Raw genomic sequence first — 16227 nt, 5'->3', positions numbered from 1 at the left:
ATGATTGACACAGTCGTCGGCGCGCGGCACGTCAGCGGCCAAGAAGGCGAGGGGTTCACTCTGCCCCGCTTGGGAGGATATCGCGCATGGATTTCGCGCTCAACGACGATCAACGCGCTATTCAGGACATGGCCTCCGGCTTCGCGGCGGAACGCCTTGCCCCGCATTCCGCCGAGTGGGACGAAAAGAAGCACTTCCCGGTTGATGTGCTGCTCGAGGCTGCGTCCCTGGGTTTCGCCGGCATCTACGTCCAGGACGACGTCGGCGGCAGCGGGCTGTCGCGCCTGGACGCCTCGATCATCTTCGAAGCCCTCAGCTACGGCGACGTGCCGACCGCGGCCTATCTGACCATCCACAACATGGCCTCGTGGATGATCGACCGGTTCGGCTCGGACGACCTGCGCCGGCGCTACCTGCCGCGCCTGACCACCATGGAGCTGATCGCCAGCTACTGCCTGACCGAGCCGGGCTCGGGCTCGGACGCCGCGGCCCTGCGCACGACCGCGCGGCTGGACGGCGACCACTACGTGCTGAACGGCGGCAAGGCCTTCATCTCGGGCGGCGGAGTCTCGGACGTCTATGTGGTGATGGCCCGCACCGGCGCCGACGGCGCCAAGGGCGTCTCGGCCTTCGTGGTCGAGAAGGGGACGCCGGGCCTCAGCTTCGGGGCCAACGAGCGCAAGATGGGCTGGAATTCTCAGCCGACAGCGGCGGTGAACTTCGACGACTGCCGCGTGCCGGTCGCCAACCGGATCGGCCAGGAAGGCGAGGGCTTCCGCTTCGCCATGATGGGCCTGGACGGCGGGCGGCTGAACATCGCCTCGTGCTCGCTGGGCGGGGCGGCGTTCGCGCTGGACACCGCCAAGGCCTATCTCGAGAGCCGCAAGCAGTTCGGCAAGCCGCTGAAGGACTTCCAGGCCCTGCAGTTCAAGCTGGCCGACATGGCCACCGAGCTGGAGGCCGCCCGCCTGATGGTGCGCCGCGCCGCCCATGCGCTGGACAACAAGGACCCGCAGGCCACCAAGCTGTGCGCGATGGCCAAGCGCTTCGCGACCGACGCCGGCTTCCAGGTGGCCAACGACGCCCTGCAGCTGCACGGCGGCTACGGCTACCTCCAGGACTACCCGCTGGAGCGCATCGTCCGCGACCTGCGGGTGCATCAGATCCTGGAGGGCACCAACGAGATCATGCGGGTGATCATCGCGCGCGAGATGTTCCGGCAGTAAATTTTCCGCGTGACGGCAATCGGGGCTTAACCTTAATCCCCCCAGACTTGGATCGCCGTAGTTGGTGCTTTTAGGACGTGTCTCATGATCCGCGCGCCGTTTGTCGATCAAGGGAGCGTCGATCAGGGCGGCGCCGGGATCACGCTTGCCGACGAAGAGCCGATCGTCGACGTCAGCACCTTCTTCCAGGTCTCTCAGGACCTGCTGGTCATCCGCGACCTCGACGGGCAGGTGCTCAAGGCCAGCCCGTCCTGGTTCACCCATCTGGGACATCGTCCGGAGGAGATGGAGGGCCAGCCGCTGCTGAGGCTGGTTCATCCCGAGGATCTGCCCGGCACCTTGGTCAGCGTCGACGAAGTGAAGGGGCGCAAGATCGGCGATCCGGTCCTGGGGTTCATCAACCGCTATCGCCACAAGGACGGCGGCTATCGGACGCTCGAATGGCGGGCCCAACGATCCGGCGACCGCATCTACGGCGTGGCCCGGGACGTGACCGACCGGGTCGCGGCCGAACGCGAACTGATCGAGGCCAAGGCGCTGGCGGAAGCGGCCAGCCGCGCCAAGTCCGAATTCCTGGCCAATATGAGCCACGAGATCCGCACGCCCCTCAACGGGGTCATCGGCATCATCGACGCCCTGTCGCGCACGGCCTTGAGCGCCGAACAGGCCGAAATGATCTCGCTGGTTCGCGACTCCGGCGTCACGCTGGAACGGCTGGTGTCGGATTTCCTGGACGTGTCCAAGATCGAGGCCGGCCAGCTGCATCTCGAGACCCGGACGTTCGACCTGGACGAGGCGCTTCGCCCCTGCATCGAGGTCATGCGCTATCGGGCCCAGGACAAGGGGCTGGCCTTCGACGTCGTGCGCGACGCCGACGCGCGGGGCCGTTTCCTCGGGGACGCCACGCGCATCGGCCAGATCGTCGGCAACCTGATCTCCAACGCCGTGAAGTTCACGGAAAAGGGCGGGGTCACGCTTCGCGTGGGCCTGGACGAGACGCATCTGACCCTGGCGGTCGAAGATACGGGAATCGGCTTCGACGCCGAGCACGCCGCGCGCCTGTTCAACCGCTTCAGCCAGGCGGACGAAACCATCAGCCGTCGCTTCGGCGGGACGGGCCTGGGTCTGTCGATCTGCCGTTCGCTGGCGCAGATGATGGGCGGCGACATCGCCGCCGCCTCCGAGCCCGGAGTCGGCAGCCGCTTCCTCGTCTCGCTGCCCCTGCCGCGCGCGGAGACCCTGGCGGCCTACGACGCGCGGGCGCCTCAGCCGCCGCCGGTCCCCTGCCGCGTGGATGACCGACCCCTGCGGGTCCTGCTCGCCGAGGATCACCCCACCAACCAGCGCGTGGTCCAGCTCATCCTCGCCAGCCAGGGCGCCCATCTCGTCATGGTCGACGACGGCGCCCAGGCGGTCGCGGCCTATCAGGTGGAGGACTTCGACCTGGTGCTGATGGACATGCAGATGCCCGGCATGGATGGCCTGACCGCGATCCGCGCCATCCGCGCCCTGGAGGCCGCGCGCGGCGCGGCCCCGATCCCCATCGTGATGCTCAGCGCCAACGCCATGACCGAGCACAAGGACGAGGCGTTCGCCGCCGGCGCGGATGTTCACGTCGCCAAGCCCATCACGGCGGCCAGTCTCCTGGAGGGGATGCAGGCGGCCTTGGAGATGTCTGACCGGGCGCTTTAGCTTGACGCAAGGGCGCAGGCGACATCGGGCGCGTTCCGGAATATGTCAGGCGCCTTCGGAGCTTGGAACCGCGCCACGTGATCTATCTCTGCCGCCACGGCCAAACCGCGTTCAATCGCGAACATCGCCTGCAGGGGCGGATGGAGTCGGATCTGACACCGCTGGGGCGGGCCCAGGCCGGCGCCATGGCCGACCTGCTGCATGACCTGATCGCTCGCGACCAAGTCCAGCCCTGGCGCATCGTCGCCAGCCCGCTGCGGCGGGCGCGGGACACGGCGGGGATCATCGGCGCGAAGCTGGGCCTGCCGGTGGAATTCGACGACCGGCTGATGGAGCTGACGGTCGGTGAATGGGAGGGGCGGCTGCGAGCCGAGGTGGCGCGCGAACATCCCGAGCTGTTCACCGATCGGACCTGGTTCTTCGCCGCGCCGGGCGGCGAGACCTACGACCAGGTGATGGCGCGGGTGTCCGACTGGCTGTCCGAACAGGCCGCCGAACCGGAGCGCCGGCTGATCGTGGTCAGCCACGGCATCGCCGGCCGGCTGCTGCGCGGCGCCTATGCCGGCCTGTCGCCCGCCGAAGTCCTGGAGCTGGACGTGCCGCAGGACGCCCTTTATCGGCTGCACGCCGGCCAGTTGGACCGCTTCGACTGCGAACCGGTCGAAGACCCCGAACACGCCGCTGAACTCGTCAAGGACGCCGTATGACCGACCAACCCGAAGTCCTTGTCCGCGTTCAGAAAAACGTCGGCCGGCTGACCCTGAACCGGCCCCAGGCGCTGCACGCCCTGACGCAGACCATGTGCGAGATCATGATCGCCGCGTTGCTGGACTGGCGGGACGATCCCGAGATCTACCTGGTCATCATCGACCACAGCGGCGAGCGCGGCTTCTGCGCCGGCGGCGACATCCGCATGCTGGCCCACAGCGGGGCGGGCGACGCCAAGGCGGCGCGGGCCTTCTTCCACACCGAATACCAGTTGAACCACCTGCTGTTCACCTACGACACCCCGGTGGTGGCGGTGATGGACGGGGTGGTGATGGGCGGCGGCGTCGGGATCTCGATGCCGGCCCACTTCCGGATCGCCACCGAGCGCACGACCTTCGCCATGCCCGAGACCGGCATCGGTCTGTTCCCCGACGTCGGCGGCGGCTGGTACCTGCCGCGCCTGCCGGGCAAGGCGGGGCTGTGGCTGGCCCTGACCGGGGCGCGGATCAAGGGCGCGGACTGCCTGCGCCTGGGGATCGCCACCCACTTCGTCGAGTTCGGCGCCGTCGAGGGCCTGAAGAAGGCGATCATCGCCGATCCGCGCCGCATCGAGGACACCCTCAAGACGTACCGCGCCGACGCCGGCAAGGCGCCGCTGGTCAGCATCGAGCAGGACCTCAACCGCCTGTTCGTCGGCGAGAGCGTCGAGCAGATCTTCGAGTTCCTGGAGGCCGACAGCAGCGACTGGGGCAAGGCCCAGCTGGCGACGATGAAGACCAAATCGCCCCAGACCCTGAAGGTCGCCTTCCGCCAGCTGGAGGCCGGGGCGGCGATGACCGACTTCGCCGACAACATGGCCATGGAGTACCGGATCGGCTCGCGGGTGGTCCGCCGCCACGACTTCCTCGAGGGCGTGCGCGCCGTGATCATCGACAAGGACAACGCGCCGAATTGGGATCCAGCCAAGCTTGAGGACGTTACCGACGCGATGCTGGACGAGATTTTCGCGCCTCTGCCGGCTGATCAGGAGTGGTCGCCGCTGACGTAGCGTGATTGCTGCGCTAGCTTGCGGGTAACAAGAAGACGCCGTCGGAAGGAATACCCATGCGTAAGCCGCTACTCAGCCTCGTCGCAGTGCTCGCCCTGGCGGGCTGCGCGACGACCCCTATGGGCCCGATGGCGCCGCCGCCGCCTCCGGCCGACGCGCCCGTCGCGGTGCCGGCCAACATCGCCGCGGCCCTGTCCGATCCCAACCGCCCCGCCGCCGACATGGTCCGTGACGACCTGCGCCTGCCGGGCCAGACCCTGTCGTTCGCCGGCGTCAAGCCGGGCGCCAAGGTCGCCGACCTGATCCCCGGCGGCGGCTATTTCACGCGCATCCTGTCCAAATCCGTCGGACCGCGCGGCCACGTCTACGCCTATGTGCCCGACGAACTGACCAAGCTGGCCAAGCGCGAGCCGGCGGTGAAGGCCATCGCCGCCGATCCCGCCTACAAGAACGTGTCGGTGATCCTCAACACCCTGCCCAACTTCAGCGCGCCCGAGAAGCTGGACCTGGTGTTCACCGCCCAGAACTACCACGACATGCACGACAAGTTCATGGGTCCGGCCGACCTGTCGGTGGTCAACCGCCAGATCTTCAGGGCCCTGAAGCCGGGCGGCGTCTATCTGGTGCTCGACCACGCGGCCGAGCCGGGCTCGGGCCTGCGTGACACCGAGACCCTGCACCGCATCGACGCCGAGACGGTCAAGCAGGAGGTGACCGCCGCCGGCTTCATCTTCGAGGGCGAGAGCCGCGTGCTGCGCGACCCGGCCGACAGCCGCAAGCTCAGCGTCTTCGACCCGTCGATCCGCGGCAAGACCGACCAGTTCATCTACAAGTTCCGCAAGCCGGCCGGGGCGCGGTAGGGCGCTTTGCGTCCTTCGAGGCCCGCTGCGCGGGCGCCTCGGGAAGAGGTAGGCTGTTGCTGAATTCCTCATCCCGAGGTGCGCAGCGGAGCGAAGCCTCGAAGGACGCAGTGAGTTTGAGGCCACGATAAGAGCCGCGCCCATGAGGCGCGGTTCGCATTTGCACGGAGTAGAAGCATGACCCGCATCGCCTTCATCGGCCTGGGCAACATGGGCGGCGGCATGGCCGCCAACCAGGCCAAGGCCCAGCATCACGTCAGCGCCTTCGACCTGTCGGCGGCGGCGCTGGAGAAGGCCGTGGCGGCCGGCTGCCACGCGGCGGGCTCGGTGGCCGAGGCGGTCAAGGACGCGCAGGTGGTGATCACCATGCTGCCGGCCGGGCCGCACGTGCGCGCGGTCTATGGCGAGCAGGTGCTGGCTCACGCGCCCAAGACCGCCTTGCTGATCGATTGCTCGACCATCGACGTCGAAAGCGCCCGGGCCGTGGCCGGGCAGGCGAGGGCGGCGGGCTTCCGCTTCGCCGACGCGCCGGTGTCGGGCGGGATCATGGCCGCCGAGGCCGGGACCCTGGCCTTCATGGTCGGCTGCGACGCGGCCGACTTCGCCGAGGTCGAGGCGGCGCTGGCCCCGATGTCGCGCGTGACGATCCACGCCGGCGACCACGGAGCGGGGCAGGCGGCCAAGATCTGTAACAACATGCTGCTGGGGATCTCGATGCTGGGAACCTGCGAGGCGTTCGCCCTGGCCGAGAAGCTGGGCCTGGCCGCCGACCGGTTCTTCGAGATCGCCAGCAAGTCGTCGGGCCAGTGCTGGTCGGTCTCGACCTATTGCCCGGTCCCGGGCGTGGGGCCCTCGACCCCGGCCGACCGCGGCTACGAGGGCGGCTTCGCCACGGCGATGATGCTCAAGGATCTGAAGCTGGCCCAGGAGGCGGCGGCCAAGGCCGGGGCCTCGACCCCGTTGGGGGCGCAGGCCGAGGCGCTTTACGCCCTGTTCGACGGTAACGGATTCGGCGGCAAGGACTTCTCGGCGGTGCTGCAGCTGTTACGCGGAAAGATGGCGGAGCTCGGTTGACTCAGCCTTCGCGAGAGTGATCTTTGAGGGCGCTGTTCGTTCACGAAGGCGACACGTCCGTTCGCGCCTTAGGTTTCCGAGGTATGGGGTTTCCGAGGTATGGGGTTTCCTAGGTAAATGTCCCTATGTGGACACGGCGCGTCGCTGGTGCGAAAAGCCAAGCCTTGAGAAGGGACCGATCGGACTCGTCAGGGTTCGTCGAGTGAAGACACCATGGATTACAAAGCCGCGTTCCGCAGCGCCGTCGATCAGATCCGCGACGAAGGCCGCTATCGGGTGTTCGCCGATGTGAAGCGCCATCGCGGCGCCTTCCCGCGCGCCACCTGGACCCGTCCGGACGGCGGCGAGAGCGAGATCGTGGTCTGGTGCTCGAACGACTATCTCGGCCAGGGCCAGAATCCCGTGGTGCTGGACGCCATGCACGCGGCGATCGACAACCACGGCTCGGGCTCGGGCGGCACGCGCAACATCTCGGGCACCAACCACCACCATGTCGAGCTGGAGGCCGAACTGGCCGACCTGCACGGCAAGGAAGCGGCCCTGCTGTTCACCTCGGGCTACGTCTCCAACGAGGCCAGCCTTTCGGCGCTGCAGAAGATCCTCCCGGGCCTGATCATCTTCTCCGACGCCCAGAACCACGCCTCGATGATCGCCGGCATCCGCAACGGCGGCTGCGAGCGTCACATCTTCCGCCACAACGACCTGGCGCACCTTGAGGAACTGCTGATCGCCGCGCCGGCCGACGCGCCCAAGCTGATCGCCTTCGAGAGCGTCTATTCGATGGACGGCGACATCGCCGACATGGCCGGAACGGTGGCCCTGGCCAAGAAGTACGGCGCGATGACCTATCTGGACGAGGTCCATGCCGTGGGCATGTACGGTCCGCGCGGCGGCGGCGTCGCCGAGCGCGACGGCCTGATGGACCAGATCGACATCATCGAGGGCACCCTGGGCAAGGCGTTCGGGGTGATGGGCGGCTACATCACCGGCGACACCGTGGTGGTGGACGCCATCCGCCTGGTCGCCTCGGGCTTCATCTTCACCACCTCGCTGCCGCCGGCCCTGACCGCCGGGGCGCTGGCCAGCGTGAAATATCTCAAGCAGCACCCGGAGGTTCGCGAGATCCACCAGGAGCGCGCCAAGACCCTGAAGGCGATGTTCAAGGCCGCCGGCCTGCCGGTGATGGAGAACGACAGCCACATCGTGCCGGTGCTGGTCGGCGATCCCGTCCACTGCAAGCTGATCAGCGACATGCTGCTGGCCGACCACGGCGTCTATGTTCAGCCGATCAACTATCCGACCGTGCCGCGCGGCACCGAGCGCCTGCGCTTCACGCCCACGCCGTTCCACACCGACGACATGATGCGCAAGCTGGTCGGGGCGATGGAAACCCTGTGGGCGCACTGCAACGTGGCCCGCATGGGCGGCCACGCCGCGTAAGAGGACGTCCGCTTCTTCGAAAACGCCTTACCGCCCCCGCATCCTGCCCTTGCCCAGACCGATCGACTTGGCGAAGTCGGAGCGGCGCTCGGCATAGGCGGGGGCCACCATCGGGTAGTCGCCGGGCAGGGACCACTTGCGACGGTATTCCTCGGGACTCATGTCGTAGTGGGTGCGCAGGTAGCGCTTGAGCATCTTCAGTTTCTTGCCGTCTTCCAGGCAGACGATGTAGTCGCGCTGCACCGAGCGCGAGACCGGCACGGCCGGCTTGCCGCGTTCGACGGGCTGTTCGGCCTGCGAGGTTCCCAGGGCCGAGAGCGCGCCGTGGACCGACCGGATGAGCTCGGGGATCGCCGTGCGCGCCACCGTGTTCTGGGCGACGTAGGCCGCGACGATTCCAGCGCTGAGGCCCAGGATATCGATGTCGTCGTCGTTGGTCTCCGCCTCGCCGTACGCCGTCGCCATACTCGTCCCGCCCTGTCTTTCGAACTGCTTGGAAGTCGCCAAAACACCCGGTGCGCCAGCCGTACTGGCGCCGGTCCCTCTCGCAACGCTTCGGCTTGGGACGAGGTTCCCGGATTGATCGCGGCGCGAAGGGGGGTAAAGAGAGCGCGACCGAACTCCGCCCGAGTCCGACCGAAACGACATCCTTCCAGTCTCCCAGCCCCAGGAGAGCGTCCATGACCGCACCGGCCACCAACATCACCGCCGACAAGAGCGCGTTCTTCGGGGCCGATCTGGCCGCGGCCGACCGTGACATCTTCGATCGCATCGGGCTGGAGCTGAACCGTCAGCAGAACCAGATCGAGCTGATCGCGTCGGAGAACATCGTCTCGCGCGCGGTGCTTGAGGCCCAGGGCTCGATCCTGACCAACAAGTACGCCGAGGGCTATCCGGGCAAGCGCTACTACGGCGGCTGCGAATATGTGGACGAGATCGAGACGATCGCCATCGAACGGGCCAAGGCCCTGTTCGGCGCCGGCTTCGCCAACGTCCAGCCGCACTCGGGCTCGCAGGCCAACCAGTCGGTGTTCATGGCGCTGCTGCAGCCGGGCGACACCTTCCTGGGCATGGACCTGGCGGCCGGCGGCCACCTGACCCACGGCTCGCCCGCCAACCAGTCGGGCAAGTGGTTCAAGCCGGTGTCCTACACCGTGCGCCAGCAGGACCAGCTGATCGACTACGACGCCGTCGAAGAGGTCGCCAAGGCCAACAAGCCCAAGCTGATCATCGCCGGGGGCAGCGCCTACAGCCGCCAGATCGACTTCGCCCGCTTCCGCCAGATCGCCGACGCGGTCGGCGCCTATCTGATGGTCGACATGGCCCACTTCGCGGGCCTGGTGGCCGGCGGCGTGTTCCCCAGCCCCATCCCGCACGCCCACGTGGTCACCACCACCACCCACAAGACCCTGCGCGGCCCGCGCGGCGGCATGGTGCTGACCAATGACGAGGCGATCATCAAGAAGGTCAATTCGGCGGTGTTCCCCGGCCTGCAGGGCGGTCCGCTGGAGCACGTGATCGCCGCCAAGGCCGTGGCCTTCGGCGAGGCGCTGCAGCCGGCCTTCAAGGCCTATGCCCAACAGGTCATCGACAACGCCAAGGCCCTGTCCGAAGCGCTGCAGACCCAAGGCGTCAACATCGTCTCGGGCGGCACCGACAGCCACCTGATGCTGGTCGACCTGCGGCCCAAGGGCGTGACCGGCCGCGACGCCGAGCATAGCCTCGAGCGCGCCCACATGACCTGCAACAAGAACGGCGTGCCGTTCGACACCGCGCCTTTCACCGTCACCTCGGGCATCCGCCTGGGCACCCCGGCCGGCACCACCCGCGGCTTCGGCACGGCCGAGTTCACGCGCGTCGGCCAGCTGATCGGCGAAGTGGTCAACGGTCTCGCGGCCAACGGTCCTGACGGCAACGCCGCGGTCGAGGCCAAGGTGCGCGAGGAAGTCCTGGCCTTGACGGCTCGGTTCCCGATCTACAACTAATAGATCCTATCGTGGTCGGGAGGGCCTAGATCATGCGCTGCCCGTTCTGCGGCCACATGGAAAGTCAGGTTAAGGACAGCCGCCCGTCGGAAGACGGCGCGGCCATCCGTCGGCGTCGGCTCTGTCCGGAGTGCGGCGGCCGCTTCACCACCTTCGAGCGGGTCCAGCTGCGCGAGCTGACCATCCTCAAGCGTTCGGGGCGGCGTTCGCCGTTCGACCGCGAGAAGCTGGTGCGCTCGATCTCGATCGCCACGCGCAAGCGCCCGGTCGATCCCGAGCGGGTCGAGCGGATGGTCAACGGCATCGTCCGCCAGCTGGAAAGCCAGGGCGAGACCGAGCTGCCGTCCTCGGCGGTGGGCGAGATGGTGATGAAGGCGCTGAAGTCGCTCGATGACGTCGCCTATGTCCGCTACGCCTCGGTCTATCGCGATTTCCGGGAAACTAGCGATTTCGCAAAGTTTCTGGGGCAGGAAGGTCTGAGCGACGTCGCCGAAGACGAGCTATAGGCGCATTCTACGATTCGATTGGGCGGCGGCGACGCCGCCATTCTACGATTTGGTTTCGGCGGCGACGCCGCCAGGACGACGATTCGATTTGGCGACGGCGCCGTTTGGTGCGAAGTGACCGGTCCCGTCGAGGAGAATTCAAAGGACTATGGTGGAAGACAAGATTCGCCTGCTGATCGTGGAAGCCCGGCGCTATTCGGGGCTTTCCGACGCTTTGCTGCAAGGCGCGGCGCAGGCGATCGACGCCCTGGGCGCCGAGTACGACGTGATCACCGTGTCCGAGTCGATGCAGATCCCGACCGCCGTCGCCCTGGCCGAGGAGGCCGGTCACCGGCCCGTCGGCGTGCGCTATGACGGGTTCGTGGCGCTGGGCGTCATCATCCGCGGCGAGACCTATCATTCCGAGATCATGGCCAACGAGACCGCGCGCGGGCTCAACGACCTGTCGTTCGGCAAGCGCCTGGCCATCGGCTACGGCGTGCTGACCGTCGAGGACGAGGACCAGGCCTGGAGCCGGGCTCGGGCGTCCGAGGGCGACCGGGGCGGCAAGGCCGCGCGGGAGTGTCTGGAGATCGTGGCCTTGAAGCGTCAATTGCTGGGACAAGCGCGATGAGCCGGGGCGATCGCATCCAGCCGCGCTCGGTGGCCCGCCTGGCCGCCGTCCAGGCCCTGTATCAGATGGAAGTCTCCGGCGTCGGCGTCGACGCGGTGGTCCGCGAGTTCTCCGAGCACCGCTTCGACCGTGACGTCGACGGCCCTGACGGCGACCGCCTGGCCCAGGCCGACGAGATCTTCTTCGCCGACCTGGCCAAGGGCGTCGTCGCCCATCAGGCCGGCATCGACCAGGCCATCGTCCGGCGTCTGGCCTCGGGCTGGAAGCTGGAGCGTCTGGACGCCACGGCCCGCGCGGTGCTGCGCTCGGGAGCCTATGAGCTGATGCACCGGCCCGACGTGCCCAAGGAGGTCGTGATCGACGAGTATGTCGAGATCGCCAAGTCTTTCTTCGAGGGACCGGAATCCGGTTTCATCAACGGCGCCCTGGACGCCATCGCGCGTGACGCCAGAAGCTGACGACGATTGGTTCGACGAACCGACGGCGCAAGCGCCGGCGGTCGACGAAGCGTGGTTCGACGAGGCCGCGACGCCCGCCGCCGCGCCGCCCGTCGACGAGTTCGGCCTGATCGAGCGGCTGCTGCGGCCGCTGACCCGCGGCGACGCCGCCGCGCTCAGCCTGTTGGACGACGCGGCCGTGCTGCCCTCGCGCCCCGGCTATGACCTGGTGATCACCAAGGACGCCATGGTGGCCGGCGTGCACTTCCTGGCCGGCGAGGACCTGGACGTGGTGGCCAAGCGGCTGCTGCGCACCAACCTGTCGGACCTGGCGGCCAAGGGCGCGGTTCCTTACGGCTATTTCCTGGCGGTGGGCTGGCCCTCGGGCACCACCCTGACCGACCGCGAGATCTTCGCGCGCGGCCTGGCCGAGGACGGCGAGTTGTATGACGTCAGCCTGCTGGGCGGCGACACGGTCGCCACCTCGGGCCCGATGGTGGTCTCGGCCACCTTCCTGGGCTGGGTGCCCAGCGGCGACGCGGTGCTGCGCAAGGGCGCCCGCATCGGCGACCGCCTGATGGTCAGCGGCACGATCGGCGACGGCTGGCTGGGCCTGCTGGCCCACTGGGGCGAGGTCGAGGATCCCGACGGCGGCCTGGTGCGCCGCTACCGCCTGCCGCCGCCGCGCCTGGCCATCCGCGACGCCCTGCGCGCCTACGCCCGCGCCGCCGCCGACGTCTCCGACGGCCTGCTGGCCGACGCGGCCCACGTGGCCAAGGCCAGCGGCCTGCGGGTCAAGGTCGACCTGGACCGCCTGCCGCTGTCGCCCGGCGCCCGCCATTGGCTGGGCGCCCAGCCCGAAGCCGGCGAGGCGCGGATGTCGCTGGCCTCGGGCGGCGACGACTACGAGATCGTCTGCGCCGTCGACCCCACCGACGTGGCCGCCTTCCAGGCCGCCGCCATGGCCGCCGGCGTCCCCGTGCGCGACATCGGCGAGTTCGTGGAAGGCGAGGGGATCTGCGCCCTGTTCAAGGGCAAGGACATCACGCCCGAGCGGCTGGGCTGGCTGCACGGGTAGTGCATTGCGCTCAAGGCTGCGCGAATTCTCGAGCTTGCTGAGGGCATAGCTTCACTTCGCAACAATCACTGATTGTTTAGATGCGATGTAAAGTTGCGCGAACTTGGGCCGGCGTTCCAAATATTTGTTAGAGAATCTCAGATGTCCCTCATTTCAGCATTGCAATTAGTGGGCGCGAGAATTCGGTGAAAGCGTGACCTTTCCTTGGGGGAGGTTGCGATGTTTAGGAATTTTCTTGGAGTGATGGCTCTCGCGTCGATAATCGCGACGGGAGCTGGCGCGGCGTCTCAGACAGACGCTCAAATCCGCCAAGCGATAATTCAGCAATCGATCGCGAACTATCCTGGAAATTGCCCTTGTCCGTATAATTCGGCGCGCAATGGCAGTTCCTGTGGTGGACGCAGCGCCTGGAGCCGAGGCGGTGGCTATGCGCCGATGTGCTACCCGTCAGACATCTCAAAGGCCGAGGTGGACGCCTATCGACGTTCGCGGCCTTGAAGGCGAGGGCATGGCGCTCCGCGCCACGTCGGTAGCGAAACCTCAAGCCTTCCCGGTTAAGCCAACAGGCATGACCCGTCCTTCGCCCATCGCCCGTCGCGCCTTCCTGACCGTCTCGCTGGCCCTGCTGGCGACGCCGGCCTTCGCGCGGTCGGCTAAAAAGGAGAAGAAGGGCGGCAAGGAGGGCGAGGACGAGGAGGCGGCCGATCCGGTGATCAAGCTGCAGCCGATGGCCCTGCCGATCATCGCCGGCGGCAGGCTGATCAACTACGTCTTCGTGCAGATGGCCATCACCCTGAAGCCCGGCCTGCCGACCGCGGTCTTCGAGGGCAAGGAGCCGATGCTGCGCGACGCCATCGTCCGCGAGGCCCACGCCAAGCCGTTCATGCGCCCCGACAGCTATGTCGCCCTCGACGAGGCCCGGCTGAAGGCCTCGGTCCTGCGCCAGACCAACGGCCTGATCGGACCGGGCAAGGTGGCGCTGATCACGGTCGTCAAGCAGACGCCGCGCAACTTCGTTCCGCCGCCGGCCAAGCCCGTCGCGCAAGCCCGGGCCGCGCCCAGCGCCGCGCCGGCCGGCGACACCAATATCGTCCCTTAGCGCTCGCGGGACGCCTGGCGGGCCCCGCGAGCCCGCGGACCTAACTGAACGCCGTTCCCGCAATCGGTTGACACTCGCCGGTCATTTGGCACTGTCACGCCCTTGGCGTCTTAACGACGCCATCAGGGAGCATCGAGGGGGCATGAGGCCATAGGCCCGCCCGTCGTGCGGCCGGGGGCGGTCTGTTCGATCGTAGTCCTGTCGAAGCGGCGACCCTCTCGTGATTGAAACGCGAATGAGGGCGACTTACCGATGAGTTCTTGGCTTTACGTGGCCATAGGGGCCGGACTGCTGGCGGTGCTGTACGGCGCCGTGCAGACGGCGTCTCTGATGCGGGCTTCGCCCGGCAATGCGAAGATGCAGGAGATCGCCGCGGCGATCCAGGAAGGGGCCCAGGCCTATCTGAACCGCCAGTACACGACGATCGCCATCGTCGGCGTGGTGGTCATCGCCTTGCTGAGCTTCTTCTTCAAGTCGTGGGAACAGCCGGTCGGCTTCGCCCTGGGCGCGATCCTGTCGGGCGCGGCCGGCTTCGCGGGCATGTTGATCTCGGTGCGCGCCAACGTCCGCACTGCCCAGGCCTCGTCCGAGAGCCTGGCCAAGGGCCTGTCGATGGCCTTCACCTCAGGCGCCGTCACCGGCATGCTGGTGGCGGGCTTCGCCCTGATCGGCGTGGCCGGTTACTTCGCCGTGCTGCTGAAGACGGGCCATGCGGGCACCGACCGCGTGGTGGTCGATTCGCTGGTCTCGCTGGGCTTCGGCGCCAGCCTGATCTCGATCTTCGCCCGTCTGGGCGGCGGTATCTTCACCAAGGGCGCCGACGTGGGCGGCGATCTGGTGGGCAAGGTCGAGGCCGGCATTCCGGAAGATGACCCGCGCAACGCCGCGACCATCGCCGACAACGTCGGCGACAACGTCGGCGACTGCGCCGGCATGGCCGCCGACCTGTTCGAGACCTATGCGGTGACCACGGTCGCCACCATGGTGCTGGCGGCGATCTTCTTCCGCGGCACCGAAGCGGTGTCGTCGATGATGCTGCTGCCGCTGGCCATCTGCGCCGTCTGCATCGTGACCTCGATCATCGGCTCGTTCGCCGTGCGCCTGGGCAAGAAGCAGAACATCATGGGCGCCCTCTACCAGGGCCTGATCGTCACCGGCGCGCTGTCCATTCCGGCGGTGGGCTGGGTGATCTTCCAACTGGTGCCCGAGGCCGTCACGGTCGGCGCCAAGACCTTCGGCGCGGCCGACCTGTTCCACTGCGGCCTGGTCGGCCTGGCGGTCACCGCCGCCATCGTGGTGATCACCGAATACTACACCGGCACCAACTTCCGTCCGGTGAAGTCGGTGGCCCAGGCCTCGGTCTCCGGTCACGGCACCAACGTGATCCAGGGCCTGGCCATGTCGCTGGAATCCACGGCCCTGCCGGCCCTGACCATCATCGTCGGCATCCTGGTGACCTATAACCTGGCGGGCCTGTTCGGCATCGCCATCGCCACCACCACCATGCTGTCCCTGGCCGGCTTCATCGTCGCCCTGGACGCCTTCGGCCCGGTCACCGACAACGCCGGCGGCATCGCGGAAATGGCCGGCCTGCCGCCGGAAGTCCGCGTCACCACCGACGCCCTGGACGCCGTGGGCAACACCACCAAGGCCGTGACCAAGGGCTACGCCATCGGTTCGGCCGGCCTGGGCGCCCTGGTGCTGTTCGCCGCCTACACCGAGGACCTGAAGTTCTTCTCGGCGCACGCCGAGGCGGGCAGCTTCTTCGACGGCATGGGTCCGGTGACCTTCGATCTGTCCAACCCCTATGTCGTGGTCGGCCTGCTGTTCGGGGGGCTGCTGCCCTTCCTGTTCGGCGGCATGTCGATGACGGCCGTGGGCCGGGCGGCCGAGTCGGTCGTGGCCGAGGTGCGCCGTCAGTTCCGCGAGAACCCGGGCATCATGACCTACGAGACCAAGCCGGAATACGGCAAGGCCGTGGACATCCTGACCAAGGCCGCGATCCGCGAGATGATCGTGCCCAGCCTGCTGCCGGTGGTTTCGCCGGTGGTGCTGTTCTTCGTGATCAAGGCCATCGCCGGCAAGGTCGACGCCTTCGCGTCGCTGGGCGCCATGCTGATGGGCGTGATCGTCACCGGCCTGTTCGTCGCTATCTCGATGACCAGCGGCGGCGGGGCCTGGGACAACGCCAAGAAGGTGATCGAGGAAGGCTTCACCGACAAGGACGGCGTCCTGCACAAGAAGGGCGGCGACACCCACAAGGCCGCCGTCACCGGCGACACCGTCGGCGACCCCTACAAGGACACCTCGGGTCCCGCCGTGAACCCGATGATCAAGATCACCAACATCGTGGCCCTGCTGCTGCTGGCGGTCCTGGCCCACGGCGTCTGATCGACACCGAAGACCTGACATGACGACGCCCCGGAGGTCTCCCTCCGGGGCGTTTTCATTTGGGCGCTCG

14 protein-coding genes and 1 pseudogene are annotated in these 16227 nt (G+C 67.8%); 14 read left to right on the top strand and 1 reads right to left on the bottom strand.

All coding sequences use genetic code 11. The features are described 5' to 3' along the window. Nucleotides 1–86 precede the first annotated feature (86 nt). From ASD21_RS18560 to hemA, 7 genes and pseudogenes are all read left to right on the top strand, one after another. Nucleotides 87–1226 carry an isobutyryl-CoA dehydrogenase gene (locus tag ASD21_RS18560; RefSeq protein WP_056444781.1) on the top strand — a complete coding sequence of 380 codons (1140 nt, stop codon included), beginning with the start codon at nt 87–89 and terminating at the stop codon, nt 1224–1226. Between the two features lie 84 nt (nt 1227–1310). Next, on the top strand, nt 1311–2918 hold the full coding sequence (locus ASD21_RS18555; protein WP_082554846.1) for a PAS domain-containing hybrid sensor histidine kinase/response regulator: 1608 nt from the start codon (nt 1311–1313) through the stop codon (nt 2916–2918). Between the two features lie 77 nt (nt 2919–2995). Continuing rightward, nucleotides 2996–3625, top strand: a complete 630-nt coding sequence (locus tag ASD21_RS18550; protein WP_056444778.1) for a histidine phosphatase family protein — start codon at nt 2996–2998, stop codon at nt 3623–3625. Beyond that, on the top strand, nt 3622–4674 hold the full coding sequence (locus ASD21_RS18545) for an enoyl-CoA hydratase/isomerase family protein (protein ID WP_056444774.1): 1053 nt from the start codon (nt 3622–3624) through the stop codon (nt 4672–4674). The genes ASD21_RS18550 and ASD21_RS18545 overlap by 4 nt, the downstream gene beginning before the upstream one ends. A 56-nt stretch (nt 4675–4730) precedes the next feature. Further along, nucleotides 4731–5534, top strand: a complete 804-nt coding sequence (locus ASD21_RS18540) for a class I SAM-dependent methyltransferase (protein WP_056444772.1) — start codon at nt 4731–4733, stop codon at nt 5532–5534. A 165-nt stretch (nt 5535–5699) separates the two neighbouring features. Continuing rightward, nucleotides 5700–6608 (top strand): annotated as a pseudogene (gene mmsB / locus ASD21_RS18535) (3-hydroxyisobutyrate dehydrogenase); the annotation flags it as partial. Between the two features lie 213 nt (nt 6609–6821). Further along, the gene (hemA, locus tag ASD21_RS18530; RefSeq protein WP_056444765.1) at nt 6822–8048 is read left to right on the top strand and encodes a 5-aminolevulinate synthase; all 1227 of its coding nucleotides are present in this window, start codon (nt 6822–6824) and stop codon (nt 8046–8048) included. 27 nt (nt 8049–8075) lie between these two features. On the opposite strand, the gene ASD21_RS18525 is transcribed toward hemA, so the two are convergent. Next, the gene (locus ASD21_RS18525) at nt 8076–8513 is read right to left on the bottom strand and encodes a MucR family transcriptional regulator (RefSeq protein WP_056444763.1); all 438 of its coding nucleotides are present in this window, start codon (nt 8511–8513) and stop codon (nt 8076–8078) included. A 215-nt stretch (nt 8514–8728) separates the two neighbouring features. Here ASD21_RS18525 and glyA point away from each other — a divergent pair, with 215 nt between their 5' ends. The 7 genes from glyA to ASD21_RS18490 all read left to right on the top strand — a co-directional run bounded on the left by glyA (nt 8729) and on the right by ASD21_RS18490 (nt 16157). Beyond that, nucleotides 8729–10033 (top strand): serine hydroxymethyltransferase, encoded by a 1305-nt coding sequence (gene glyA / locus ASD21_RS18520; protein WP_056444760.1) that lies wholly within the window; start codon nt 8729–8731, stop codon nt 10031–10033. A gap of 32 nt (nt 10034–10065) precedes the next feature. Continuing rightward, the gene (nrdR, locus tag ASD21_RS18515) at nt 10066–10539 is read left to right on the top strand and encodes a transcriptional regulator NrdR (RefSeq protein ID WP_056444757.1); all 474 of its coding nucleotides are present in this window, start codon (nt 10066–10068) and stop codon (nt 10537–10539) included. 148 nt (nt 10540–10687) lie between these two features. After that, nucleotides 10688–11152: a 6,7-dimethyl-8-ribityllumazine synthase gene (locus ASD21_RS18510; RefSeq protein ID WP_056444754.1), complete on the top strand. Its 465-nt coding sequence runs from the start codon at nt 10688–10690 to the stop codon at nt 11150–11152. Beyond that, nucleotides 11149–11610, top strand: coding sequence for a transcription antitermination factor NusB (nusB, locus tag ASD21_RS18505; RefSeq protein WP_056444751.1), 462 nt, complete (start codon nt 11149–11151; stop codon nt 11608–11610). The genes ASD21_RS18510 and nusB overlap by 4 nt, the downstream gene beginning before the upstream one ends. Then, nucleotides 11519–12667: a thiamine-phosphate kinase gene (gene thiL / locus ASD21_RS18500; RefSeq protein ID WP_056444748.1), complete on the top strand. Its 1149-nt coding sequence runs from the start codon at nt 11519–11521 to the stop codon at nt 12665–12667. Before nusB ends, thiL begins: the two co-directional genes overlap by 92 nt. Nucleotides 12668–13235: 568 nt before the next feature. After that, nucleotides 13236–13766 (top strand): hypothetical protein, encoded by a 531-nt coding sequence (locus ASD21_RS18495; RefSeq protein ID WP_056444745.1) that lies wholly within the window; start codon nt 13236–13238, stop codon nt 13764–13766. 252 nt (nt 13767–14018) lie between these two features. Continuing rightward, the gene (locus tag ASD21_RS18490; RefSeq protein ID WP_056444742.1) at nt 14019–16157 is read left to right on the top strand and encodes a sodium-translocating pyrophosphatase; all 2139 of its coding nucleotides are present in this window, start codon (nt 14019–14021) and stop codon (nt 16155–16157) included. Nucleotides 16158–16227 lie beyond the last annotated feature (70 nt).

Source organism: Caulobacter sp. Root1455 (assembly GCF_001426905.1).
Lineage (GTDB): Bacteria > Pseudomonadota > Alphaproteobacteria > Caulobacterales > Caulobacteraceae > Caulobacter.
The sequence above is the reverse complement of the archived record's forward strand: the minus strand, read 5'-3'. Positions and strand labels throughout refer to the sequence as shown.